Source organism: Roseococcus thiosulfatophilus, assembly GCF_017311575.1.
Lineage (GTDB): Bacteria > Pseudomonadota > Alphaproteobacteria > Acetobacterales > Acetobacteraceae > Roseococcus > Roseococcus thiosulfatophilus.
Genome location: NZ_JAFFQY010000011.1, coordinates 194,210 through 218,049 on the forward strand (window position 1 = coordinate 194,210; position 23,840 = coordinate 218,049).

Annotated in this window: 27 protein-coding genes; 17 read left to right on the forward strand and 10 right to left on the reverse strand. The window is 71.0% G+C overall.

Annotated elements, in window-relative coordinates; genetic code table 11:
* Positions 1-33 precede the first annotated feature (33 nt).
* The 4 genes from JTN19_RS06635 to JTN19_RS06650 are packed head-to-tail and all read left to right on the forward strand — an operon-like array spanning position 34 to position 4,476.
* Positions 34-1,113 (forward strand): M20/M25/M40 family metallo-hydrolase, encoded by a 1,080-nt coding sequence (locus JTN19_RS06635; protein WP_206931120.1) that lies wholly within the window; start codon positions 34-36, stop codon positions 1,111-1,113.
* 29 nt (positions 1,114-1,142) lie between these two features.
* Positions 1,143-3,233 (forward strand): acetate--CoA ligase family protein, encoded by a 2,091-nt coding sequence (locus JTN19_RS06640; RefSeq protein ID WP_206931121.1) that lies wholly within the window; start codon positions 1,143-1,145, stop codon positions 3,231-3,233.
* Entirely contained in the window at positions 3,230-4,084 is an 855-nt protein-coding gene (locus tag JTN19_RS06645) for a MaoC/PaaZ C-terminal domain-containing protein (RefSeq protein ID WP_206931122.1), read from the forward strand. The genes JTN19_RS06640 and JTN19_RS06645 overlap by 4 nt, the downstream gene beginning before the upstream one ends.
* Before the next feature lie 11 nt (positions 4,085-4,095).
* Complete coding sequence (locus JTN19_RS06650; RefSeq protein WP_206931123.1) at positions 4,096-4,476, forward strand: VOC family protein; 381 nt, start codon at positions 4,096-4,098, stop codon at positions 4,474-4,476.
* 17 nt (positions 4,477-4,493) lie between these two features.
* Here JTN19_RS06650 and JTN19_RS06655 read toward each other — a convergent pair whose 3' ends face one another.
* The 3 genes from JTN19_RS06655 to JTN19_RS06665 form a co-directional block, all read right to left on the reverse strand.
* On the reverse strand, positions 4,494-5,333 hold the full coding sequence (locus tag JTN19_RS06655; protein WP_206931124.1) for a LysR family transcriptional regulator: 840 nt from the start codon (positions 5,331-5,333) through the stop codon (positions 4,494-4,496).
* Positions 5,334-5,382: 49 nt separating this feature from the next.
* The gene (locus JTN19_RS06660) at positions 5,383-6,117 is read right to left on the reverse strand and encodes a DUF2076 domain-containing protein (protein ID WP_206931125.1); all 735 of its coding nucleotides are present in this window, start codon (positions 6,115-6,117) and stop codon (positions 5,383-5,385) included.
* Positions 6,118-6,202: 85 nt separating this feature from the next.
* On the reverse strand, positions 6,203-6,622 hold the full coding sequence (locus tag JTN19_RS06665; RefSeq protein ID WP_242530921.1) for a CoA-binding protein: 420 nt from the start codon (positions 6,620-6,622) through the stop codon (positions 6,203-6,205).
* Positions 6,623-6,677: 55 nt separating this feature from the next.
* On the opposite strand from JTN19_RS06665, the gene JTN19_RS06670 reads away from it, so the two are divergent.
* Together JTN19_RS06670 and JTN19_RS06675 are read left to right on the forward strand one after the other, a co-directional pair.
* Positions 6,678-7,490 carry a S49 family peptidase gene (locus JTN19_RS06670; protein WP_206931127.1) on the forward strand — a complete coding sequence of 271 codons (813 nt, stop codon included), beginning with the start codon at positions 6,678-6,680 and terminating at the stop codon, positions 7,488-7,490.
* Positions 7,491-7,607: 117 nt separating this feature from the next.
* Positions 7,608-8,060 (forward strand): cupin domain-containing protein, encoded by a 453-nt coding sequence (locus JTN19_RS06675; RefSeq protein WP_206931128.1) that lies wholly within the window; start codon positions 7,608-7,610, stop codon positions 8,058-8,060.
* 58 nt (positions 8,061-8,118) lie between these two features.
* Here the strand turns inward: JTN19_RS06675 and JTN19_RS06680 are convergent, their stop codons facing one another.
* The gene (locus JTN19_RS06680; protein ID WP_206931129.1) at positions 8,119-8,517 is read right to left on the reverse strand and encodes a ketosteroid isomerase-related protein; all 399 of its coding nucleotides are present in this window, start codon (positions 8,515-8,517) and stop codon (positions 8,119-8,121) included.
* Entirely contained in the window at positions 8,514-9,188 is a 675-nt protein-coding gene (locus JTN19_RS06685; protein WP_206931130.1) for an aspartate/glutamate racemase family protein, read from the reverse strand. The genes JTN19_RS06680 and JTN19_RS06685 overlap by 4 nt, the downstream gene beginning before the upstream one ends.
* An 84-nt stretch (positions 9,189-9,272) precedes the next feature.
* Here JTN19_RS06685 and JTN19_RS06690 point away from each other — a divergent pair, with 84 nt between their 5' ends.
* Entirely contained in the window at positions 9,273-9,755 is a 483-nt protein-coding gene (locus JTN19_RS06690; protein WP_206931131.1) for a DUF983 domain-containing protein, read from the forward strand.
* A gap of 2 nt (positions 9,756-9,757) precedes the next feature.
* Positions 9,758-10,228 (forward strand): UPF0262 family protein, encoded by a 471-nt coding sequence (locus tag JTN19_RS06695; RefSeq protein WP_184384214.1) that lies wholly within the window; start codon positions 9,758-9,760, stop codon positions 10,226-10,228.
* A 28-nt stretch (positions 10,229-10,256) separates the two neighbouring features.
* On the opposite strand, the gene JTN19_RS06700 is transcribed toward JTN19_RS06695, so the two are convergent.
* On the reverse strand, positions 10,257-10,523 hold the full coding sequence (locus tag JTN19_RS06700; protein WP_206931132.1) for a PepSY domain-containing protein: 267 nt from the start codon (positions 10,521-10,523) through the stop codon (positions 10,257-10,259).
* Between the two features lie 94 nt (positions 10,524-10,617).
* Here JTN19_RS06700 and mtnA point away from each other — a divergent pair, with 94 nt between their 5' ends.
* Positions 10,618-11,697 (forward strand): S-methyl-5-thioribose-1-phosphate isomerase, encoded by a 1,080-nt coding sequence (gene mtnA, locus JTN19_RS06705; protein WP_206931133.1) that lies wholly within the window; start codon positions 10,618-10,620, stop codon positions 11,695-11,697.
* Positions 11,698-11,700: 3 nt separating this feature from the next.
* Here the strand turns inward: mtnA and JTN19_RS06710 are convergent, their stop codons facing one another.
* Positions 11,701-11,907 carry a hypothetical protein gene (locus tag JTN19_RS06710; RefSeq protein WP_184384220.1) on the reverse strand — a complete coding sequence of 69 codons (207 nt, stop codon included), beginning with the start codon at positions 11,905-11,907 and terminating at the stop codon, positions 11,701-11,703.
* A 122-nt stretch (positions 11,908-12,029) separates the two neighbouring features.
* On the reverse strand, positions 12,030-12,503 hold the full coding sequence (locus JTN19_RS06715; protein WP_206931134.1) for a DUF3237 domain-containing protein: 474 nt from the start codon (positions 12,501-12,503) through the stop codon (positions 12,030-12,032).
* A 131-nt stretch (positions 12,504-12,634) separates the two neighbouring features.
* Between JTN19_RS06715 and JTN19_RS06720 the strand changes: the two genes are divergently transcribed.
* The 3 genes from JTN19_RS06720 (at position 12,635) to JTN19_RS06730 (ending at position 17,514) form a co-directional block, all read left to right on the forward strand.
* Positions 12,635-13,246 (forward strand): TetR/AcrR family transcriptional regulator, encoded by a 612-nt coding sequence (locus JTN19_RS06720; protein ID WP_206931135.1) that lies wholly within the window; start codon positions 12,635-12,637, stop codon positions 13,244-13,246.
* Between the two features lie 93 nt (positions 13,247-13,339).
* Positions 13,340-14,425, forward strand: coding sequence for an efflux RND transporter periplasmic adaptor subunit (locus JTN19_RS06725; RefSeq protein ID WP_206931136.1), 1,086 nt, complete (start codon positions 13,340-13,342; stop codon positions 14,423-14,425).
* Positions 14,425-17,514 (forward strand): efflux RND transporter permease subunit, encoded by a 3,090-nt coding sequence (locus JTN19_RS06730; protein WP_206931137.1) that lies wholly within the window; start codon positions 14,425-14,427, stop codon positions 17,512-17,514. Before JTN19_RS06725 ends, JTN19_RS06730 begins: the two co-directional genes overlap by 1 nt.
* Positions 17,515-17,532: 18 nt before the next feature.
* On the opposite strand, the gene JTN19_RS06735 is transcribed toward JTN19_RS06730, so the two are convergent.
* The gene (locus JTN19_RS06735; protein WP_191084490.1) at positions 17,533-17,949 is read right to left on the reverse strand and encodes a rhodanese-like domain-containing protein; all 417 of its coding nucleotides are present in this window, start codon (positions 17,947-17,949) and stop codon (positions 17,533-17,535) included.
* Positions 17,950-18,077: 128 nt separating this feature from the next.
* Between JTN19_RS06735 and JTN19_RS06740 the strand changes: the two genes are divergently transcribed.
* From JTN19_RS06740 to JTN19_RS20350, 5 genes are all read left to right on the forward strand, one after another.
* Positions 18,078-19,100 carry an ABC transporter substrate-binding protein gene (locus tag JTN19_RS06740; RefSeq protein ID WP_206931138.1) on the forward strand — a complete coding sequence of 341 codons (1,023 nt, stop codon included), beginning with the start codon at positions 18,078-18,080 and terminating at the stop codon, positions 19,098-19,100.
* Positions 19,101-19,282: 182 nt separating this feature from the next.
* Positions 19,283-20,083, forward strand: a complete 801-nt coding sequence (locus tag JTN19_RS06745) for an ABC transporter ATP-binding protein (protein ID WP_206931139.1) — start codon at positions 19,283-19,285, stop codon at positions 20,081-20,083.
* Positions 20,083-20,916: an ABC transporter permease gene (locus tag JTN19_RS06750; RefSeq protein ID WP_206931140.1), complete on the forward strand. Its 834-nt coding sequence runs from the start codon at positions 20,083-20,085 to the stop codon at positions 20,914-20,916. The genes JTN19_RS06745 and JTN19_RS06750 overlap by 1 nt, the downstream gene beginning before the upstream one ends.
* A 65-nt stretch (positions 20,917-20,981) precedes the next feature.
* Entirely contained in the window at positions 20,982-21,704 is a 723-nt protein-coding gene (locus JTN19_RS06755; RefSeq protein WP_206931141.1) for a maleate cis-trans isomerase family protein, read from the forward strand.
* 51 nt (positions 21,705-21,755) lie between these two features.
* Positions 21,756-23,063 (forward strand): DUF4214 domain-containing protein, encoded by a 1,308-nt coding sequence (locus JTN19_RS20350; RefSeq protein ID WP_206931142.1) that lies wholly within the window; start codon positions 21,756-21,758, stop codon positions 23,061-23,063.
* On the opposite strand, the gene JTN19_RS06765 is transcribed toward JTN19_RS20350, so the two are convergent.
* A complete protein-coding gene (locus JTN19_RS06765; protein WP_206931143.1) occupies positions 23,064-23,699 on the reverse strand; it encodes a TetR/AcrR family transcriptional regulator in 636 nt (211 codons plus the stop codon).
* Positions 23,700-23,840: the final 141 nt, after the last annotated feature.

A 23,840-nucleotide genomic window follows, 5' to 3' on the forward strand; every position in this document is an offset into this window, starting at 1 on the left:
CGCGCGGCGGCGCTTCGGGCAAGCCTCGCGCCCATGGAAAACGACCTCGCGCGGCTGGCCGCCGACCTTGTGCGGATGGACAGCCGCAGCTTCGTGTCCAACCTGGCCGTGGCCGAACGCCTGGTCGCGGAACTGGAGGGGTTCGAGGTGGAGCGTCTGGACTTCACCGACCCCGCAGGCGTGCCGAAATGCGTGATCGTGGCGCACAAGGGCGGCCCGGGCGGCATCGCCCTCTCCGGCCACATGGACACGGTGCCCGACACGGGCTGGACCACCAACCCATGGTCCGGCGAGATCCGCGACGGCGTGCTGCACGGGTTGGGCAGCGTGGACATGAAGGGGCCGGTCGCCGCCTGCGTCATGGCCGCCCGCGCCGCGCCGCGCGCCACGCTGCTGCTGACCACCGACGAGGAAACCACGAAGCAGGGTGCCCGCCTGATCGCGGAGCAATCCGCGCTGGCCCGCCGCGCCGAGCTGCGCGGCATCGTGGTGGCGGAGCCGACCGCGCTGACCCCGGTGCGCGGCCACCGCGCCCATGTGCTCTTCACCGCCACGGCCGAGGGGGTGCAGGCGCATTCCTCCACCGGCCAGGGGCGCAACGCGAACTGGGCGCTGATCCCCTTCCTGGTGGAAGCCCGCGCCATGTTCGAGCGCCTGCGCCAGGACGAAACGCTGCAAGACCCCGCCTACGACCCGCCCTTCAGCGACTTCAACCTGGTGCTGGACAATCACGGCACGGCGGTAAACGTGACGGTGCCGCGCGCCACCGCCCGCATCAAGTTCCGCTATTCCGCCCGCGTGGACCCCGCGCCCGTGGTGGAGGCCATGCGCCGCGCCGCCCGCGCCCAGGGCATCACGCTGGAGGAGGCCTATGAAGGCCGCCCGCCCGAACTGCCCGAGGAGCACCCGCTGATCCGCGCCGCCATGCGCGCCACCAACGCCGCACCCCGCACCGCGCCCTATGGCACCGATGCCTCGGAACTCCAGGCGCTGGCGCCCTGCGTGGTGCTGGGCCCCTCGGTGATGGTGACCGCGCACACGCCGCATGAGCATGTGCCGCTCGATGACCTCAACCGGGCGGTGCCGGTGCTGCGCCGCCTGCTCGACGCCTGACCAAGCAAGAACACAGGAACGCCTGTCACATGGACTTCTCCACGCTCGACCCGATGATCCGGCCGCGCTCGATCGCCATCATCGGCGCCTCGGATGACGCCACGCGCATCGGTGGCCGGCCCATCGCCTACATGAAGCAGCGCGGCTTTAAGGGCACCATCTTCCCGGTGAACCCGAAGCGGCCTTCCGTGCAGGACATCAAGGCCTTCGCCGATGTGGCGAGCCTGCCCGAGACGCCGGATGTGGGCCTGATCGCCGTGCCCGGCGAGGCCGCGATCGAGGCCATCGAGGCGCTGGGCCAGAAGGGCACCAAGGCCGCCATCGTCTTCACCGCGGGCTTCGCGGAGGTGGACGAGAAGGGTGCGGCCGCGCAGGCGCGCATGGTGGCGGCGGCGAAGCGTCACGGCATCCGCATGCTCGGGCCCAATTGCCTTGGTTTGTTCAATGACGCGATCGGCTTCTACCCGATCTTCTCCTCCAGCTTCGAGCAGGGCTGGCCCATCGCGGGGCGCATCGGCATCGCCTCGCAATCGGGCGCCTATGGCACCCATGTCTATTCGCTGGCGCGCAAGCGCGGCATCGGCACGGGCGTCGTCGTCACCACGGGCAACGAGGCCGAGGTGGCGCTGGGCGATGTGCTGGGCTGGATGGCCCATTCGCCGGACGTGGACGTGATCTGCGCCTATGCCGAGGGCATCCGCGAGAGCGACAAATTCCTGGCGGCCCTCGACCTCGCCCGCCGCAACCGCAAGCCCATCGTGATGATGAAGGTGGGCAAGAGCGAACTCGGCGGCGCCGCCGCGCAGTCCCACACCGCCTCCATCGCGGGCGATGACGCGGTGACGGATGCGGTGCTGAACGAATATGGCGTGGTCCGCGCCCGCAACACGGAGGAGCTGCTGGACATCGCCTATACGGCGACGAAGCGCATCTATCCGGTGAACAACACGCTGGGCGTGATGACCGTCTCGGGCGGCGCGGGCGTGCTGATCTCGGACGTGGCGGAGAGCCTCGACTTCCCCATGCCCGCCATGCCGGAGGCCGCCCAGGCGAAGCTGCGTGGCTTCGTGCCCTTCTGCGCCCCGCGCAACCCGGTGGACTGCACGGCCCAGGCCTTCAACCAGATCGAGCTGATCGGCGAATTCACGCGCTCCATGGTGGAGGAAGGCGGCTACACCTCCTGCCTCGGCTTCTTCACCCAGGTCGGCGGGTCCAAGACCAATGCGCCCAAGGTGCGGGCGCAGATGAAGGCCGTGATGAAGGACCATCCGGACCGGCTCTGGGCGCTGTGCATCATCGCCTCGGACGAGATGGTGCGCGAATACGAACAGGACGGCTTCCTGATCTATGAGGACCCGACGCGCGCCGTGGCGGCGCTCCATGCCATGGGCCGCTTCGGCGAGGCCTTCGCGCGCGTGGCTTCGGCACCGCCCGCCGCCCCCGCCGTGACCCTGCCCGCCAAGACGCCGACCGAGGCCGAGGGCAAGCGCATCCTGACCGAAGCCGGCATCCCCGCCGTGCCCGAGCGCGCCTGCGCCGATGTGGACCAGGCCATCGCCGCCGCCCGCGAATTCGGCTTCCCGGTGGTGATGAAGATCCTCTCGCCCAACATCCTCCACAAGAGCGAGATCGGCGGCGTGCTGCTGGACGTGAACAGCCTGGACGCGGTGCGCGAGGGCTTTTCGACATTGCTGCGCCGCGCGGGCGAGAAGGCCCCCACCGCGCATATCGAGGGCGTGCTGGTCGCGAAGCAGATCAAGGGTGCCACCGAGATGGCGCTCGGCATCCTGCGCGACCCGGTCTTCGGGCCGGTGGCGATGGTGGGCCTGGGCGGCATCTTCATCGAGGTGCTGAAGGATGTCGCCTTCCGCCGCTGCCCCTTCGGCGAGGCGGAGGCCGAACAGATGATCCGCTCGCTCAAGGGCTTCCCGCTGCTAGACGGCGCGCGCGGGCGCCCGAAGGCGGATGTGGCGGCGCTGGCCAAGGCGCTCGCCAACCTCTCGGCCTTCGCCGCCGCGGCCGGGCCGCGCCTGGCGGGCGTGGACATCAACCCGCTGCTGGTGCTGCCCGAGGGCGAGGGCGCCTATGCCGCCGATGCCGTGCTGGAGATCACGCCGTGATCGACGAACAGCATCTGCTGAACTACCCCATCCCGGAAATCCGGCAGGTGCTGCGCTGGCAGGATGTGGCGCTGTACAACCTGAGTGTCGGCCTGGGCCAGGACCCGATGGACAAGGCCCAGCTTCCCTACACCTACGAACCGCAGATGACCGCCCTGCCCTCCATGCCCGTCGTGCTGGGCTATCCGGGCTTCTGGCTGAAGGCGCCGGATACTGGGGTGGATTGGGTGAAGGTGGTGCATGGCGAGCAATCGCTCATCCTGCACCGGCCCGTGCCCGTCTCGGGCGAGATCATCGGGCGGTCCAGCGTCACCGGCATCGTGGACCGCGGCCCGGGCAAGGGCGCGCTCATCTACTCCGACCGCGTGGTGCTGGACGCCGCCACCGGCGAGAAGATCGCGACACTCGAAAGCACCACCTTCGCCCGCGGCGATGGCGGCTTCGGCGGCAAGCCCGGCCCCGTGAAGCCCCCGCACCCGGAGCCCAAGGGCGCGCCCGAGATCACCTGCGACCTGGCCACCCGCCCCGAACAGGCCGCCTATTACCGCCTGAACGGCGACTTCAACCCGCTGCACATCGACCCCGATGTGGCGACCAAGGCCGGCTTCCCCCGCCCCATCCTGCACGGGCTCTGCACCTTCGGCGTGGTCTGCCACGCCCTGCTGCGCGAGATGTGCGGCTATGACGCCGCGCGGTTCGGCCGGATGGATCTGCGCTTCTCCTCGCCCGTCTATCCGGGCGAGACCATCCGCACCGAGATCTGGCGCGAGGAAGGCGGGGCCGCCTTCCGCGCCCGCGTCGTCGAGCGCGACATCGTCGTGGTCAGCAATGGCCGTTTCCGCTTCGCCTGAAAGGACATCCCATGAACCTCACCTATGACCACATCCACCTCCGGGCCGCTGACCATGAGGCCGCCGCGCAATGGTTCGTGGACATGCTGGGCGGCGCCATCACCGGCCGCATCACCACGGGCAAGCCGCGGGTGGATGTGAAGCTGGGCGGCGCCACCATCCTGATCACCCAGGCGGAGGCCAGCGACCTCACGGCGCCCGATGGGTTGAACAAGGGCATTGATCATTTCGGCTTCGCGGTGAAGGGGCTGGATGCCGTGGTGGCGGAGCTGAAGTCCAAGGGCGTGGTCTTCACAATGGAGCCCAACGAGGCGCGCCCGGGGATCCATATCTGCTTCATCAAGGGGCCGGAGAACATCTCGATCGAACTGCTGGAACGCAGCGCGGCCTGAACGACGCGCGGGGGGGCTCACACCCCCCGCAGCCACTCCAGCAGCGGCTCCACCACCGGCGATTGCCCGGCGGCATCGCCAAAGAGGCACATCTCGGCGGTGCCCAAGGGGGGCAGGTGGTCCAGTTCCACCAGCCCCTCGGGCAGGCCGGTGCGGCCCATGACGCTGGCGGCAAAACCCGCCTCGGCCGCGGCCGCGACGCCCATGAGGCTGGGCGAGGTGTAGACCACCTCCGACGCCACGCCCGCCCGCGCCAGCGCCGTCAGCGCGCGGTCGCGGAACATGCAGCCCTGGGGCAGCATGGCCAGCGGCAGGGGCCGGCCGGGCGGGCACGCGAAATCGGGCGCGGCCACCCAGACCACCGCCTCGGTGAAGATGACGCGGCCTTCCGTCTCACCATCGCGGCGCTTGCCCAGCACAAGATCGAGTTCCTCACGTGCCAGGCGCGCGCGGAGCTCGTGGCTGCGGCCCACCTCCACCTCGATCCGCAATTCGGGCCAGGTGCGGGAGAGGCGCGCCAGCGCGGGCGCCAGGTGGCGCGGCACGAAATGGTCGGCCACACCCAGGCGCAGGCGGCCCTCCACGGGGGGGGTGACGAAGCGGCGCACCGCCTCCTCGTTCAGCGCCAGCATGCGGCGGGCATAGGCCAGCAGGGTTTCGCCCTCCGGCGTCAGCGCCACGCGCTTGGCGCCGCGCAGGAAGACGGGGCCGCCCAGCAAATCCTCGAGCCGCTTCACCTTCAGGCTGATGGCCGATTGGGTGAGGCCCAGCGCCTGTCCGGCCGCGGTGAAGCCGCCGCGCTCGGCGACCGTCACGAAGCCGCGCAGCAGGTCGAGGTCGAGATCAGGGATGCGCATGGAGATGGTTATCCCCTCCCCAGGCGCAAAGACAAAGAGCCGTCAGGGCTCAGAGGTCGTCGTCGAAGCCGCCGCCATCATCGTAACCGGCATCGTCATAGGCGCCATGCGCGTCCTGGCCGCCCATGTCGTCATAGCCGCCGCCGGCATCCTGCTGCGGCGTGCCCCAGCCCTGCTGCTCGGCCGCCGCACCCGGGTCGGTCCAGGGCGACGAGGCGGGCACCGCCTCCTGCGCGAAATCGCCGCCGGAGGCGCCGGCCGCCTGCGCGCCGCCGCCGCCCATCATGCCCATCAGCATGTTGCCCAGCACCATGCCGCCGGCGACACCGGCCGCCGTCATCATGGCCGTGCCCAGGAAGCCAGGCCCCTGGCGGCCCTGCAGGGCCTGCGGGTTGTGGCCAGGGGGGAATTGCGGCTCCGGGCGCGGCGGCATGGAGACGGGCTTCTGCCCGCCGAAGCCGAAGAAGCCCCGGTTCTGGGCGGCCTGGCCCTCGCGCTGGGCCTTCTCCAGCTCCCACTCCAGCTCCTTGATGCGGTTCTGGGCGGCCACCAGCGCGTGCTCCTGCACGAAGGCGGTCTGGGTGATGCGGAAGCGCGCCTCGGGGTGCTTGGCGAAGAGCTCCGCGATCAGCGCATCGGCCTGCGGCTCCACCGGCGGCAGGGGCTGCGTCGGCGCCGCGCCGGTGTTGGGCATGCGGCCGGGGGCGGCCTGTGTGGCCGCGGGCTGCGCGCCGGCCACGCGCAGCACGTAGTCGGTGATGATCCGGCGCTCTTCGTCGGTCATGGGTGTCCTCTCTTGGGGCGGGGGGCGATTCGCGTGCTCCCCTGGGCGCAGCAGGTGGAACAACGGCGGGTGGATTTCAAGAAGTTCATACAGGGGTCACACGGGGTGGCAGGCCCTGTGTGCGCCATTCGATCACGGGGCACCGGTCCATGACGACAGCGAACCCTTTCGCACGGGCGCGGGCGGCGGCCGCCTCGTCCACCACGCCCAATTGCAGCCAGAGGGTGCGGGCGCCCAGCGCCACCGCCTCGTCCATCACCGCCCCGGCCTCCTCGCTGCGGCGGAAGATGTCCACCATGTCGAGCGGCCCGGCCTCGGCCAGGCTCGCCACCACGCGCTGGCCATGGATCTCGCGGCCGGCCAGGGCGGGGTTCACGGGCGTCACCTCGTAGCCGCGCGCCAGCAGGAAGCCCATCACCTCGTGCGAGGCGCGGTGCGGCTTGTCGGAGGCGCCGACCAGGGCGATGCGCCGCGTGGCCAGCAGGATGTCACGGGTGTTTTCCATGCCCTCCATGTGGGGCGCCGCTTGCGCCGATGCACCGGGGGGGCATCTTGGCCGCATGTGGAATCCCTTTCGCGCCCGCCCCCCCGTCATCCCCCTGGTCCGGCTGGAGGGGATGATCGCCGCCCGGGGCGGCGTGATCAGCGGCCTGAACCTGGCGGGCGTGGCGCCGGTGCTGGAGCGCGCCTTCGGGATGAAGCGCGCGCCGGCGGTGTTCCTGGCCATCAACTCGCCGGGTGGTTCGCCCGTGCAGTCGGCCTTGATCGCAAACCGCATCAGGCACTTGGCGGAGGAGAAGAAGAAGCCCGTCATCGCCATCTGCGAGGACGCAGCGGCCTCGGGCGGCTACTGGATCGCCTGCGCGGCGGATGAGATCGTGGCGGACCCGGCCTCCATCCTGGGCTCCATCGGCGTCGTCTCCTCGGGCTTCGGCTTCCAGGAGGCCATCGCGCGGCTGGGGGTGGAGCGCCGCCTTCGCACCGCCGGCACCGAGAAGACGTTGAACGACGCCTTCCGCCCGCAGCGCCCCGAAGACACGGCGCGCCTCGACGCGCTGCTGGAGGAACTCCACACCGAGTTCAAGGACTGGGTGCGCGCCCGGCGCGGCGCGAAGCTGACGGCGCCGGAGGAGGAGGTCTTCACCGGCCGCTTCTGGGCCGGGCGTCGGGCGCTGGCGCTGGGGCTATGCGACGGGCTGGGCGACGCGCTCGGCGAAGCCAGGCGCCGCTATGGCGAGACGGCGCGGCTGGTGCCCATCGGACCCCGGCGGCGGCGCTTTCCCTTCTCGCTGCTGGGGGGCGGGGCCGCGCTGCTGGAGGGCGCGGCGCTGGCGGCGGAGGAGCGGGCGGCCTGGGCGCGGCTGGGGTTGTAGTAATATCACGCGCCGTTCGCGTAATTACTTGCGCAAGAATTTCGCATTCAAGGCGTGACATTCCACGGCGGAGGGCTACAATGCCGCCCCAGGAATGCACGTTCATAGGATGTGAAAATGCCCGACGGTTCCATCAAGCAGTCCGGCGCCTATTGGCGCCACCACGGCATCCGCCGCGTCCTCTCCGCCGAGCGCAGCGCCGACACGCCCGAGACGCTGGGCATGGGCCGCATGGCCGCCATCAGCGGCAGCAAGACCGGCTCCACCCATCTCTGGGCCGGCACCAACCTCATCAAGCCGGGGGCCAAGACCGGGCCGCATCACCATGGCCCGCTGGAGAGCATCATCTACATCGTGCGCGGCCATGCGCTGATGCGCTGGGGCGACCGGCTGGAATTCATCACCAAGGCCGGCCCCGGCGACTTCTTCCAGGTGCCGCCTTATGTGCCCCACCAGGAACTCAACGCGTCCGACACGGAGGAACTGCACTGCGTCCTGGTCCGCAGCGGCACGGAGGAGGTGGTGGTGAACATCGAGGTGGACGCGGTGGAGGAGCCGGAGTGGGTCTGAGCGTCTGATCGCCTTCGGTGGAATCACCGAAGGCGTGAATCAGCCGCCCGCCAATCCGCTACCCGACCTGCGCGATCCACTCTTTCAGATTGTAGAAATTCGTGACGCGGGCGATCTTCCCACCCGCGATCTCGAAGAAGGCGCCGACCGGGAGCGCGTAGGTCTGCCCCCGCGCCTCCGGCAGGCCGGAATCCGTCACCAGATACCGGCCATGGATGGTGAATTCCGCCGCCGCGCGGGCGCCATCCGCGCTTTCCATCACGACCAGGTCCTCCACCCGCTCCGCGTAGTGGTGGGCCATCCGGTCCAGGAAGGCGCGGAAGGCGGCGCGGCCCGTCTCGCGCCCGCCCTGGTTCACGTCATGCGCCACATCCTCGGTCAGCAGTGCCGCCATCCCGTCCCAGTCGCCCGCGTTGAAGGCGGCGTAGTAGCGCCGCAGCAATTCCGCCCCGCTCATGCCGTCAGGGCCGGCTGGCGCGCGCCGATCACGGCAAGCTGCGCCGCCGCCGCCGCCGCCTGGCAGGGCTCGATCACCGGCAGGCCGGAGGCCTCGGCCGCCACCGCCACATGCCGCGCCATGCCGGCGCAGCCCAGGATGATGACCTCGGCGCCCTCGGCCGCCAGCCGGCGCGACGCCTCGGCGATGCGCGCCTGCGGGGCCACGGGGTCGGTCAGCACCTCCATGGGCAGGTCCAGCGGCAGCCAGCCCGCCATGCGCCCCTCCACCCCCATGGATTGCAGGGCGCGGCGCTGCCGCTGCTCGGAGCGCCAGGTGAAGCCCACCACGCCGAAGCGCTCGGCGCGGGTGAGCGCGGCCGCCACGGCGCAGCGGAACATGCCCAGCACGGGCCTGTCGGTGACGGTGCGCGCGGCCTCCAGCCCCGGGTCGCTCACGCAGCCGATGATGTAGGCGGCGGCCGCCTCGCGCTCGATGGTCCGGCACAGGGGCTCGGCCACGGCGAACCAGTCCCGCCAGGTGACGATGGCTGGCGGGCCCTCGTCATCGGCCAGTTGCACCACGTCCAACCGCGGCAGTCCGGGCGCGTTGAAAGGGGAGACGGCCTCCGCAATCCCTGCGGTGCAGGCATGCGAGGTGTTCGGATTGATGACAAGGATGCGCTCACTCATGTGGTCGAGCATGGCATCGGGCGGATTTCCTTGCCATGATCTTTTCGCCGGTCCATTCCTCTCCGCTCCTTTGTGCATTGCAACATGACCCCCACACCGCCGACCCCCGCCGAGACGATCCATTGGTCCCCGCCCCGCGCGGCGGTGCCGCCCGGCTATCCGCGCCCGCCCTTCGCCACCGCGCTGTGGCGAGGTGCGAACAACCGTTGCCCGGTCTGCGGCGAGGGCAAGGTTTTTTCGGGCTTCCTGCGCGTGGCCGAGGAATGCGGGCATTGCCACGCGCCGCTGGGCCAGCTCCGCGCCGATGACGCCCCGCCCTACTTCACCATCTTCATTGTGGGTCACCTGCTGCTGCCGCCCATTCTCTTCGTGGAGCGGCACTGGGGCTGGCCCATCTGGGTGCACATGGTGGTGTGGCTGCCGCTGATCACGATCTTCACCACGCTGCTGCTGCGGCCGGTGAAGGGGGCGACGGTGGGGCTCATGCTGCGGCTGGGCATCACCGGCAATGACCAGCGCCCGCCGCCCGACGCCAAGCCCCGCCTGGCCGAAGACCCCAGGACCTGAAGGTGCCCGACCGTCACCTGGTGCGGATCGAACTGCCCGACGCGCCACCTCCGCCTTCCGCCTATGCCGAGGCCGATCGCCGCCAAGCCATCGAGGACCTCTTGCGTGGCAACCGTTTCGATCCCGCCGGCATGGGCGAAGGCCCCTTCGCGCTGCACCTGATGGTGCGCGAGGGGCGGCTGGTGCTGGATGTGCGGCGCGCGGATGATGTGGCGCTGCGGGCCATCGTGCTCTCGCTCGGCCCCTTCCGCCGCCTCATCAAGGACTATCTGATGCTGGTGGAAAACCACGAGGAGGCCGTGACCCATGGCGCCATGGAGGCACGCGTGCAGGCAATCGACATGGGCCGCCGTGGTTTGCACAACGAGGCCGCCGAATTGCTGATGTCACGCCTGGAAGGCCGAATCGCGGTGGATTTCGAGACGGCGCGCCGCCTCTTCACCCTGATCGCGGCGTTGCACCAGCGGGTGTGACCCGGCGCCACACCCGCCGGCCTCAGGGTCAGCGGCCGCGCGGCGCGCCGGTGCGCGGGTCGAGGCGCACGGTGCGCTTGCCGCCGTCGCGCGTCACGTATTCGATCTCCCAGTAGCCGTCGTCATCCCACTCCATGTCGTGCAGCGAGGCGAAGTCCGGCCGCTGCTCCACCTGGCGCAGCACCTCGGAGGCCGCGAGGCTGCCCGCGGGCGGACGGTCCTGGTCGGCCAGCACGGGGCCGGAGAGAAGCAGGCCCGCACCCAGCACGGCGGCGGGGAGAAAACGACGGTTCATGGAAATTCCTTCTTGCGGCTTGGCCCCGGGCGCGAAGGCGCGCATCTAGGGGCCGGTTTCCCTGCCAACCCATGTGGTACCGGAAGGTTGCACGATGAAGATCAACGGCGTCGCCTATCGTTCCGTCTGGCTCGATTCGGATGGCTGGGGCGTGCGCATCTTCGACCAGACGAAGCTGCCCTGGGTGGTGGAGGAATTGCGCCTGACCACCTGGCAGGAGGCGGCGCATGCCATCCGCTCCATGCAGGTGCGCGGCGCGCCGCTGATCGGTGCCGTCGCCGCCTACGGCGTGGCGCTGGCCATGCGCGCGGATCCCGCACAGCTCGACGCCGTGCTGGAGGCGCTGGCCGAGACGCGGCCCACCGCCATCAACCTGCGCTGGGCGCTCGACCGGCAGCGGGCCAAGCTGCACAACCTGCCCGCCGAGGCCCGCGCCGCCGCGGCCTATGCCGAGGCCGCCGCCATCGCCGATGACGACGCCGAGACCTGCCGCCGCATCGGCGAGAACGGGCTGCCCCTGCTGCAGGAGATCGCGGCGAAGAAGGGCCGCGTGAACGTGCTGACGCATTGCAATGCCGGCTGGCTCGCCACCGTGGACTGGGGCACGGCACTCGCCCCCATCTACATGGCGCATGATGCGGGGCTGGATGTGCATGTCTGGGTGGACGAGACCCGGCCGCGCAACCAGGGGGCCGCGCTGACGGCCTTTGAGCTCGGCGCGCATGGCGTGAAGCACACCGTCATCGCCGACAATGCCGGCGGCCACTACATGCAGCATGGCGAGGTGGACATCGTCATCGTCGGCACCGACCGCGTGACGCGCACGGGCGACGTGGCCAACAAGATCGGCACCTACCTGAAGGCGCTGGCCGCGCGGGACAATGGCGTGCCCTTCTGGGTCGCCCTGCCCCATTCCACGCTGGACATGCGCGTGCGCGATGGCGTGGCGGAAATCCCGATCGAGGAACGCAGCGGCACGGAAGTCACGGAACTGACCGGCCGCACCGCGGACGGGCGCATCGAGACGGTGCGCGTGGTGGCCGAGGGCAGCGAGGCCGCCAACCCCGCCTTCGACGTGACGCCGGCCCGGCTGGTGACGGGCCTGATCACGGAGCGCGGACGCTGCGCGGCGGATGAGGCGTCGCTGCTGGCGCTGTATCCGGAAAAGGGCTGAGCCTCAGCCCAGTTCCGGCCCCTGGTCCCGCCCGCGTTCGAGCGAGAAGAGGCCCACCACCAGCAGCACGCCCCCGAGCGCCGCCCCGATGGCGGCAAAGCCGGGGGCGAAGCGGCCGGGGGTGATGCCATCGGTGAGCATCAGGCCCACCACCCCGAGGATGAGGACCAGGCCGGACAGGACGAGGATGAGGCCGAGGCGCTGAATCATGATGTTCTCCAAGGGCGAAACTGCCCTTGGGAAGGGGCGGCATGACGGACATGATGGGGCGATTTCGTGGCCGCGCATGTCCCGGCCGTCACCCCATCATGCGCCAAGCGCGGAGCTGCCGCCTAACGCACCGCGTAGATGTCATAGCGCGGCCCGGAGGGCGGCCGCTGGCCCACGCCCACGCCCAGCGTGCGGTTCAGCCAGGCCAGATCGGGTGCCACGGTCTGGAAGCGCATCAGCGTGCGGAAGTAGTAGTCGCTGGCGGGCACGGCCTCGCCGGCGCCCAGGCGCGCCAGCACCTCGGGCGCACCGGTGCGGATGCCGGCATATTGGACATAGACGAGGCCGCCCGAGGCCGCCTTGATGGTCAGGCGCACGTCAATATGGGCGGTGCCATCGGCCTCCACGCGCAGCCAGTCGGCCGCGGTGCCGCCCAGCACCTCACCCTGAAGCGCGGGGCCGGAGACCACGCCGCCGGTCACCGGCACGATCCGAAGATCCATGCCATCGGCGCCTTTGCCCGCCATCTGCGGGGCGCCCACGGTGATGTCCATGGTGAAGATGTGCTCGACATGGAGCGGGAGCGGCTGGGTCATGTTGGTTCCTCCGCCGCGATCCTGCCCCGTGGGGCGCATGGGGGAAAGGTGGGGGCTTGCGCCGGGGGGCGACCAGGCCCCATGTTGGATGACGAATTTCGTCACTCTTCTCTTGCGCCGGTGGTAGCCCCATGAACATGCCCGACAGCCAGGCCATCACGCGCGCCCGTATCGCCGACGCGGCGGAAGGCCTGTTCCGCCGCCTGGGCTACCAGAAGACGGCGGTGGCCGACATCGCGCGCGAATGCGGCATGTCGCCGGCCAATGTGTATCGCTTCTTCCCTTCCAAGAGCGCGATCAACGAGGCCATCGCCCAGCGCCTGCTGACCGGGATCGAGGCGGAGGTGCGCGACCTCGCCGCCGGCCCCGGCACGGCGGAGGCGCGCATCCGCGCCATCCTGCGGCTGCTGCATGTGCGCGACCGGGACCTCTTCATCAGCGAGCAGCGCCTGCACGACATGGTGGCCGCCGCCATGGCCGAGCATTGGGGCGTGATCGAGCGCTTCGTGGAAACGGTGCGGACGGTGCTGGCGGGGCTGCTGGCGGAAGGCATGGAAGCCGGGCATTTCCGCCGCCGCGACCCGGCCCGCACGGCGGTCGCCCTCAACCACTGCACCATGATCTGGATGCACCCGCTGCTGATCGCCGACTGCCTGAGCCATGGCGAAGCGCCCAGCGCCATGGAGCAGGAGCTTGAGGAGGCGATGGACCTGCTGATGGACGCGCTGCGGGTGCCCGAGTGATGGCCGAGTGTTTTATCGGTGATTTGTTGACTGATGATTGTTGAAAATCGTCAGAGGATAGCATAATCAGGCTCCAGCGACGGAGCCTCCCCCATGACACGCCTTGCCCTCATCCCCGCGGCGCTGCTGCTCTCGGCCTGCCTCCCCCAGGCGGAATCCAGCGCACCACCGCCAGAGGAGGCGCCTCGCGCCGTCCAGGCCGCCCGCATCGCCCATCTCCCCGCCGAGGCCGGCCCCGCCTTCACCGGCACGCTGCGCGCCCGGCGCGAGGCCGATGTGGCCTTCCGCGCCTCCGGCCGCATCGCCGAACGGCTGGTGGATCTGGGCGCCGAGGTGACCGCCGGCCAGCCCCTCTTCCGGCTTGAGGCGCGGGACCTGGAACTCTCCCTCGCCGCGGCCGAGGCCGAGGTACTCTCCGCCGAAGCCAATTCCACCCAGGCCGCCGCCGAGGCCGCGCGCTCCCGCCAGTTGCTGGCCGCGGGCCATGTCGCCCGCGCCTTCCACGAGGCGCGCGACGCCACCGCCCGCGCCGCCGCCCAGCGCCTCGCCGCCGCCCGCGCCCAGCGCGACCTGGCCATGAACCGCCTGGACTACGCCACGCTGCGCGCCCCCGGCGCCGGCCTCGTCACCGCCATCCTGGGCGAGGCGGGCCAGGTGGTGGCCGAGGGCACGCCCGTGCTGCGCCTCGCCGACCCGAGCGAGGTCGAGGTGCTGGTGCAACTCCCCGAGGACCGGACCGGCACGGCCGAGGCCAGCATCCGCTTCTGGGCGCGCCCCGATGTCGCTCTGCCGGCCCGGCTGCGCGAGGTGGCCGCCAGCGCCGACCCCACGCTGCGCACCTATGCCGCCCGCTTCACGCTGAGCGAGCCGCCCGAATGGGCGCGGCTCGGCATGACGGCGACCGTCACGCTCGGCACCCAGGCGGCCGCCACCCCGCTGGCCCGCGTGCCGCTGGGCGCGCTGCATGACCGCGGCCAGGGCCCCATGGTCTGGCGCATCACCCCCGAGGGGCGCGTGGTGTCCGAACCCGTCACCGTCGTGGCGCTGACCGCCCAGGCCGCCACCATCCGCTCCGGGCTGCCGGAAGGCACGCCCATCGTCGCCATGGGCGCCCAGCTGCTGATGCCCGAGGCGCGGGTGCGCGCGGTGGACAGTCGCCTGGCCGGGAGCCTGCGCTGATGTTCGGCCGCTTCAACCCGAGCGAGGCGGCGATCCGGCAGGGGCAGCTCACCCTCTTCGCCATGATCCTGCTGCTGGCGGCCGGCGCCTGGGCCTGGACCAAGCTCGGCCGCGCCGAGGACCCTGCCTTCACCCTGAAGGTGATGGTCGTCAGCACCGCCTGGCCCGGCGCCACCGCCGAGGAGATGCAGAACCAGGTGGCCGAGCGGATCGAGGCGCGCCTCGTGGGCCTGCCCTGGCTGGACGTGCTGCAGACCTACAGCCGGCCGGGTGTGGCCACCACCACCGTGCTGCTGCGCGACGACACGCCGCCCCGCATGGTGCCCGAGCTCTGGTACCAGGTCCGCAAGCGGGTCGGCGACATCCGCCACACCCTGCCCGCCGGCGTACGCGGCCCCTTCTTCGACGACGAATACTCGGACGTCTATTCCGCCGTGCTGGCGCTGCGCGGCGCCGACAATGCGGAACTGGTGCGCCAGGGCGAACGCCTGCGCGACCGGCTGCGGCGCGTCGAAGGCGTCGAGAAGGTCACGCTCTTCGGCGAGGAACCGCAGCGCATCCATGTCGAGATCAGCCATGCGCGCCTCGCCACCCTGGGTATCCAGCCCCAGGCCATCAGCGAGGCGCTGGCCCGCCACAACCCCGTGACGCCGGCGGGCGAGGTCGAGACCGGCACCACGCGCGTGAACCTGCGCCTGCCTGAGGGGCTCGACGGCATGGCGAGCATCGCGGAAATCCCGATCGCGGCCGGCGGCACCAGCATCCGCCTGGGCGACATCGCCACCATCACGCGCGGGCTGGCCGACCCGCCCTCCACCGCCATCCGCCACATGGGCGAGCCCGCGGTGCTGCTGGGCCTGACCAAGCAACCGGGCCGCGACGTGCTGCGGCTGGGGGCGGCGCTGAACGCGGAACTGGCCGCCATCCGCGCCGAATTGCCGCTGGGGCTGACGCTGTCCGCCGTGGCGGACCAGCCGGCCATCGTGGCGGAAAGCGTGGACGAATTCCTTGTGAAGCTGGCGGCGGCGCTTGGCGTGGTGCTGCTCGTCTCCTTCCTCTCGCTGGGCTTCCGGGCGGGGATCATCGTGGCGCTGGCCGTGCCGCTCACCCTCTCCTTCGTCTTCCTCTTCATGGCCTGGCGCGGGACGGAGCTGGAGCGGATCTCGCTCGGCGCGCTGATCCTCGCACTCGGCCTGCTGGTGGATGACGCGATCATCGCCATCGAGGCCATGGCGGTGAAGCTGGAACAGGGGTGGGAGAAGGTGCGGGCGGCGGGCTTCGCCTGGACCAGCACGGCGGGGCCGATGCTGACGGGCACGCTGGTGACGGTGGCCGGCTTCATCCCGGTGGGCTTCGCGGCGTCCACTTCGGGCGAATATGCGGGCGGCATCTTCTGGGTGGTGGGGGCGGCGCTGGTCGCGAGCTGGCTGGTCGCCATCGTCTTCACCCCCTGGCTGGGCGCCAAGCTGCTGCGCGTGGCGCCGCACAACCCGGGCCATGACGTGCATGACGGCCGCTGGTACCGGCTGCTCCGGCGCGGCGTGACCTGGACGGTGAACAACCGTCTGCTGACGCTCGCCGCGCTGCTGGTGCTGATGGCGGCGGGCTTCGCCGGCATGGCCGCCACCAAGAAGCAGTTCTTCCCGGCCTCGCAGCGGCTGGAGTTGCTGGTGGACATCAACCTCCGCCAGGGCGCCTCCTTCGCCGCCACCGAAGCGGTGGCGCGGCGCATGGAACAGGCCGTCGAGGGTGACCCGGACGCGGTGCACTTCACCACCTATCTGGGCGCGGGCGCGCCGCGCTTCTTCCTCGCACTCAACCCCGATCTGCCCAATGAGAACTTCGCCAAGCTCGTCATCGTCACGCGCGACGTGGCGGCGCGCGAACGCCTTCGCGAGCGGCTGATCGGCCTGGTGGATGACGGCGCCTTCCCCGAGGCCCGGGTGCGTGTCTCGCGCCTGGATTTCGGCCCGCCCGTGGCCTTCCCCGTGGCCTTCCGCATCACCGGCCCCGACCCCGATGTGCTGCGCGAGCAGGCCGACCGGATGATCGCGCTGCTGCGCGAGGTGCCCGGCACGGTGTCCCTCCAGACCGACTGGAGCGAACGTGCCCCCGCCCTGCGCCTGGAGCTGGACCGGGAACGTGTGGCGCAGCTGGGTCTTTCGCCCCAGGCGGTGGCGACCTCGCTCGCCACCCTGCTCTCCGGCGTGGACGCGACCTCGGTGCGCGAGGGCACGCGCGAGGTGGCGGTGCGGCTGCGCGCGACGCCGGAGGAACGCGCGGGGCTGGACCGGCTGGGTGATTTGACGCTCGCCACGCCGGCGGGTGCCGTGCCGCTCTCGCAGGTGGCGCGCCTGGTGCCGGTGATGGAGGAGCCCATCCTGTGGCGCCGCAACCGCGAGCCCTTCATCACCGTGCAGTCGCAGATCCGCCCCGGCCTGCAGGCGCCCGATGTGACCGCCGCCGCCCTGCCCGTGCTGGCCCCCTTCGTGGCCGCGCTCCCCCCCGGCTACCGCATGGAGGTGAGCGGCGCGGCGGGCGAGAGCGCCAAGGCCAACGCCTCCCTCTTCGCCCTCTTCCCCGTGATGGTGGCGGTGATGATGGCGCTGCTGATGCTGCAGCTGCGGCATCTCGGCAACATGGCGCTGGTGATGGCCACCGCGCCGCTGGGCATTCCGGGGGCGGCGGCCGCGCTGCTCATCATGGACGCGCCCTTCGGCTTCGTGGCGCTGCTGGGCGTGATCGCGCTGGCGGGCATGGTGATGCGGAACACGCTGATCCTGGTGGACCAGGTGCAGCAGGACCAGGCGGCCGGCCTGCCGCTCCGCGAGGCCATCATCGAAAGCACCGTGCGCCGCGCCCGGCCGGTGATCCTGACGGCACTCGCCGCCATCCTGGCCTTCATCCCGCTGACCACCTCGGTCTTCTGGGGGCCGATGGCCATCGCGATGATCGGCGGGCTGCTGGTGGGGACGGTGGCGACGCTGGTGGTGGTGCCGGCCATGCACGCCCTGGCGCTGGGGCGGAACCGCCCGGCCAGCCCGGCGGCGCCGGCCCCACGGCCGGCGGTGCTGGAGCCGGCGGAGTGAGAGCCGGCCCTTCTCCGCCTACCGCTGCACCCAGGGCAGGCCCTCCGCCTTCCACCCGGCCACGCCGCCGCGATGGCCATCGGGCCCCACCGGCCCCTCGAAGCCATCGGCCACATTGAAGGCCTGGGGGAAGCCCGCGGCCTGCGCCGCCTGGCCCGCCGCCAGGCTGCGCGCGCCGGAACGGCAGAGGTAGTAGACGCGGCTCTCGGGCGTCACGCCGGCCTTGCGGAGGTGCTCGGTGAACTGGCTGTTCACCTGCATGGTGGGGAACATCTGCCAGGGGATCAGCACGACCTTCTTTCCCAGCTCCGACAGGTCGGGCAGGCCCACGAAGTTCCACTCGGCATCGGTGCGGACATCCACCAGCACGGCATTCGGGTCGGTCTTCAGCGCCTCCCAGGCGGCCTGGGGGGAGACGTCGGGGACATGGGTCATGGGGCTCTCCTGCCTCGCTTTGCCAAGAGGATGGGGCGCGCGGCGGCCCAGGACAATGCACGGCGCTTGATCGGCGCCCCCCTGCTGCGCCACTTTGCGCGCCTTCCATGCACGCAAGGACGTCCCGCATGACCCGCCTTCCCCGCCGCGCCGCGCTGATCGGCGCGGGTGCGCTGCCGCTCGCCGCCCCCGGCCTCGCCCGCGCCCAGGCCGCGCGGCTGCGCCTGACGCTGGACTGGGCCTTCCAGTCGCCCAACGCCTTCGCCCTGGTGGCGCGGGAGAAGGGCTATTTCCGCGAGGCCAACATCGATGTGCAGATCGACCGCGGCCAGGGCTCGGGCGGGGTGCCGCCGGCGCTGATCAGCGGCAGCCACGACATGGGCTATGCCGACATCAACCCCGCCATCCGATTCGTGGCGCAGAACCCCGATGCGGGGCTCATCTGCGTGGCCGTGCTGCATGACCGCGCGCCGCTCTGCGCCATCGTGCGCGCCGACGGCCCCATCCGCGAACCCAAGGATCTGGAGGGCAAGCGCCTCGCCGCGCCCGATTTCGACGCGGGCCGGCAGCTTTTCCCCGCCTTTGCCAGGGCCGCGGGCGTGGATGCCTCCAAGGTGACGTTCATCTCGGTGGCGCCGGCGCTGCGCGAGCCGATGCTGGTGCGGCGCGAGGCCGATGGCATCACGGGCTTCGTCACCACCTCGGCGCTGGCCCTGCGCGGCATCGGCATGGACCTGCCGGCGCAGCGGACCATGATGTATTACGACCACGGGCTGAACCTCTATGGCGGCGCCATCCTCACCACCCGCGCCTATGCCCAGCGCAACCCCGCCGTGGTGCGCGGCGCCGTCTCGGCGCTGATCCGCGGCTTCCGCGACACGATCAGCGACCCCCAGGGCATGATCCGCACGCTGCGCCAGGTGGAGCCGCTGACCGACGCCACGCTCGAACTGGCCCGGCACGAGCTGAACATGGAGCGCGTGGTCATCACGCCCCATGTCCGCGCCAATGGCATCTCGGCCGTGGACATGGGCCGGATGCAGACCGGCATCCAGGCCGTCGAGGGCGCCTTCAACCTGCCCCAGCGCGTGCAGGCCAGCGCCTTCTACACGGAGGAGTTCCTGCCGCCGGCCGACCAGCGCCGGATCTGAGCCTGCCCCACGGCCGGGCGGCGCCCCCGGGAAACGCCCGTTTCCTGGGCAGGCGCCGCCCTGGCCCCGCCCGGCGCCGTCAACCATGCATGGGCAGGCGCGCCCGGCTTTGCTAGCGGTGGGCTGGACGCATCCGTTGAGGCCGCCCGCATGACCCATCGCACCCCGCAAGCAGGTTCCGCATGAGCCGGGCCTTCGTCGAGATCGACAACGTCGCCATGCGCTATGGCGGGGTGGAGGGCACGCTCGCCCTCGAAGGCTGTTCCATGAACGTGGCCGAGGGCGAGTTCGTGGCCGTGGTCGGCCCCTCGGGCTGCGGCAAGTCCACGCTGATGCGCCTGGTCTCCGGCCTCTGGCCCGCGACGGACGGCAATGTGGTGGTGGCCGGGCGCGAGGTGGACGAGCCCCTCAGCCTGGTCGGCATGGCCTTCCAGAACCCGACCTTGCTGCCCTGGCGGCGCATCCTGGACAACGTCATGCTCCCGCTGGAGGTCGTGCCCGCCCACCGCGCGCGGCTGCGGCGCGAACGCCCGGCCTATGAGCAGAAGGCGCTGGACCTCTTGAAGCTGGTCGGGCTGGAGGGCTTCGGCGCCAAGTATCCCTACCAGCTCTCGGGCGGCATGCAGCAGCGCACCAGCCTCTGCCGCGCGCTGATCCACGAACCGCCGCTGCTGATGCTGGACGAACCCTTCAGCGCGCTCGACGTCTTCACGCGCGAGGATCTGTGGGACGTGCTCCAGCAGGTCTGGATGGCGCGCAAGCCCACCGTGATCCTGGTCACGCATGACCTGCGCGAGGCCGCCTACCTGGCGGACCGCGTGCTGGTGATGAGCAGCCGGCCGGGCCGCATCATCGCGGAACGCAAGGTCCCCTTCCCCCGCCCGCGCACCATGGAGACGACCTTCCTGCCCGAGTTCACAGCCCTGGTCGCGGACCTCCGCGCCTATATCGCCGCCGCGCGTCGCGGCGAGGAGGTGGTCTGATGTCCGCCAAGGCCAATGCCCGCCTCATCGCCATGGCGGCCGCGGCGCGCCGCCACCGCCGCCTGCAAGCCTGGCTGCCCTGGATCGTGATCTTCGGCACCTTCGGGCTGTGGGAGCTGGTGGTCCGCGCCTTCGGCATCGTCCCCTTCATCCTGCCCGCGCCGTCCGACATCTTCGAGGCCGCGGTGAAATGGTGGAAGCCGCTGCTGGATGACAGCCTGCAGACGCTGTTCACCACCCTGGTGGGCTTCGGCCTGGCCGTGGTGGCGGGGCTGCTGCTGGGGGTGGCCATCGGCAGTTCCACCCTGGTCTACAAGGGGCTCTACCCGCTGTTGATCGCCTTCAACTCCATCCCCAAGGTGGCGGTGGTGCCGGTGCTGATCGTGTGGTTCGGCATCGGCGTCTGGCCGGCCATCATCACGGCCTTCCTGATCAGCTTCTTCCCCATATTGGTGAACGTGGCCACCGGCATCGCGACCGTGGAGCCCGAATTGCGCGACGTGCTGCGGGCGCTGGGCGCGCGGCCGGTGGACATCATCCGCAAGGTCGGCCTGCCGCGGGCCATGCCCTATTTCTTCGCCTCGCTGAAGATCGCGATCACGGTGGCGTTCGTGGGCTCCATCATCGCGGAATCCGTGGCGCCGAACGCGGGGATCGGGCGGCTGATGATGGTGGCCTCCTCCCGCTTCGACGTGCCGCTGGTGTTTGCCGGCCTCATCACCACGGGGCTGATGGGCATCATGCTCTACTGGATCGCGGAATGGATCGAGCGCCGCACCACGGGCTGGGCCACGCGCAGCACCGAGGGGTCGAACTTCACCCCCGGCGGCTGAACGGCTTGGGGCCGGGGCGCATCGGGGGTAGTGCTGGCGCACGCCTCTCGGAGACCCCGCCCCGCATGTCCACCCGCCTCGGCTTCCTCACCCCCTCCTCCAACACCGTGCTGGAGCCCCTCATCTCGGGGCTGCTGCACGACACGCCCGAGGTCACGGCGCATTTCGCGCGCTTCCGCGTGGTGGCCATCAATCTGGGCGAGGCCTCGCGCACCCAGTTCGACACAGGCCCCGTGCTGGCGGCGGCCGAGATGCTGGCGGATGCGCATGTGCATTCCATCTGCTGGGCGGGAACCTCCGGCTCCTGGCTCGGCTTCGCGCAGGATGAGGCGCTGTGCGCGGCCATCACGGCGCGCACCGGCATTCCGGCCACCACCGCCACGCTGGCGCTGCGCGATGCGCTGCGGGCGGCGGGTGCCAAGCGCGTCGCGCTGATCACGCCCTATCTGGGCGACGTGCAGGCCGCCATCATCGCGAACCTGGAGCGCGAGGGCTTCACCGTCACCGCCGAACGCCATCTGGACGACCCCGGCAACTACAGCTTCGCCGCCCACTCCCCCGCCCGCGTGGACGCGCTGGTGCAGGAAGCGGTGGCCGAGGCGCCGACCGAGGCCGTCATCATCCACTGCACCAATTTCCGCGGCCTGCCCGGCGCCATTGGCCTGGAGGCGCGGCTGGGACCGCTGATGCTGGACAGCGTGGCCGTCTCGCTCTGGGGCGGGCTGGTGGCGGCGGGGCGGCCCATGGCGCTGCCAGCCGGGCGGCTGTTCGAGATGAACGCAAAATGAATTGTCTAATTTTTGATTGACAGGTAAAGAAAAGGTGAACATTCCTCGCGGATGCTCGCCTTCTCCCCCAGCGACCTCCTGCCCCCGCCCGGCACCCATGGCTGGACCGGCGGATTTCCCCGGCCCGCGGTGCTGGGCGTCTCCTTCGCCTCCACCGGCGGCACGCTGGACGGGGCGGTGCAGGACCTGCTCCGCCAGGCCCTCTTCGCCTGGCAGGTGGTGGCCGGCGTCACCTTCGTCGAAACACCCTGGCACCGCGCGGACCTCGTCTTCGGCTTCGGCGCGCCGGGCGACAACATCCTCCTCCCGCCCGACCCCACGCTGCGCGACGCGCTGAAGGTGACGGGTGCGGCCCTCGGCCTCGCGGCCGACCTGCCGGGCGCCTCGCTCTCGGCCACCGTCATGGCGGCCGAGGCAGGCCCGGCCAGCGGCCTGGGTTGGGCGGATGCCGAGGCCATCGCCGCCCTTTTCGGCCCTCGCGCCGAGGCCGATGCCCAGGGCGTGCGCTGGCGCTACGACCCCGTGCTGGACATGGTGCGCGGCGACCTCTTCGCCTTCGAAAGCCGCACCGTCTTCGGTGGCAACAAGGGCACCGCCCTCTTCGGCGACATCGGCGACGACCTGCTGATCGGCGGCGCGGGCGATGACCTCTTCATGGGCGGGCCGGGGCAGAACGCCTATCTCGGCGGCGCGGGGCGCGACGTGGTGGTGTCGGGCTTCCTGCGCGCCGAGACGACGCTCGACTTCCGCTTCCAGCGCCTCAGCACCGAATGGGGCACCGACCAGTGGGACCAGGTGGAATACCTGCGCTTCCGCGATGGCGGCTTCGCCCTGCACCAGCAGGAAAACGCGGCGCTGGTGGACCGCCTCTACCAGGCGCTGCTGCTGCGCCCGGCGGACCCCACGGGCCTCACCACCTGGACACGCTTCCTGGAAACGGGCGGCACCGGCGAGCAATTGATCGGCCGCATCACCGGCAGCCCCGAATACCGCGAACGCTTCGGCACGCCCGATGCGGCCGCCCTGGCGCGCGCCATGGCCGCCCTGGAGCCCGCGCCCGACGCCCTGCTGGACACCCCCATCTGGGTGCCCAACAAGGCCGCGGTCCTGGCCGTGCGCTTCCATCTGCTGGTGGCCGGCGCCGCACCGGACCGCGCGCGCTTCGACACCTGGTTCGCGGCGCTGGAGGCCGCGCCCGACCACGCCGATGCGGCGCAGGCCTTCCTCGATGCCCATCCGGGCCATGGCTACGCGAGTGGCCAGGCGCTGCTGGACACCGCCTGGTCGCTCCCCGTCATCCGCGCCACCGCGCCCTGGGTGGACCAGGGGGTGGTGCTGTCCGACCCTTGGCTGCTCTGATCAGGCCTCGGGCAGGGGCACGAAGAAGCCCTTGAGCAGCGCGCGGAAGGCCATGATCTGTCGCCGCAGCGCCTCCGGCTCCTGCAGCGCCTTGGCCATGATGATGCCGCCTTCCAGCACGGTAGAGATCATGTCCGCCAGCTCATCGGGCGGCACCTCCTCGCGCGGGCGGTAGCGGGTTGCCACGGCATCGAGCATGGCCCGGAAGCGGGCGCGCCAGAGCATGGCGGCCTCGGCGTTGATGGCGCGCACCTCGCGATCGAACAGGCGCTCGTAATAGCAGGCGGCGGCGACGAGGCAGCCCGGATGCCCCTTGGGCATGTCGCCCATCAGGTCGGCCAGGAGCTTGAGGCCCACCAGAAGCACCTGCAGCGGGTCGTCCACCAGGCTGCGCGCCTGGCCGAAGATCTCGTCATAGATGCGCTCGTCATCGGCGATGTAGCGGCGCAGCAGCGCCTTGGCCAAGGCGTTCTTGTCGCGGAAGTGGTAGAAGAAGCCGCTCTTGGTCAGTCCCGTCTCGGCGATCAGTTCCTCGATGGAGGTTGCGGCGAAGCCCTTCTCCAGCACCGACGCCTGGGCGGCATCCAGGATCCGCTGGCGCGTCTCCTGCCCCTTGGTGAGCCGCTGGTCGGCCATCTCTCCGCACCTCCGGTCGGTTTTCGGGGCCCGGCCCGGGGGGCGAATGGGCGGGTGACAGTGTAACCCCCTGCCCCGCCTCCGCAAAAGCCGATCGCGTTGACTGGACCATGTGCCCGCTGGGTGCGCGCGCCGCATCCG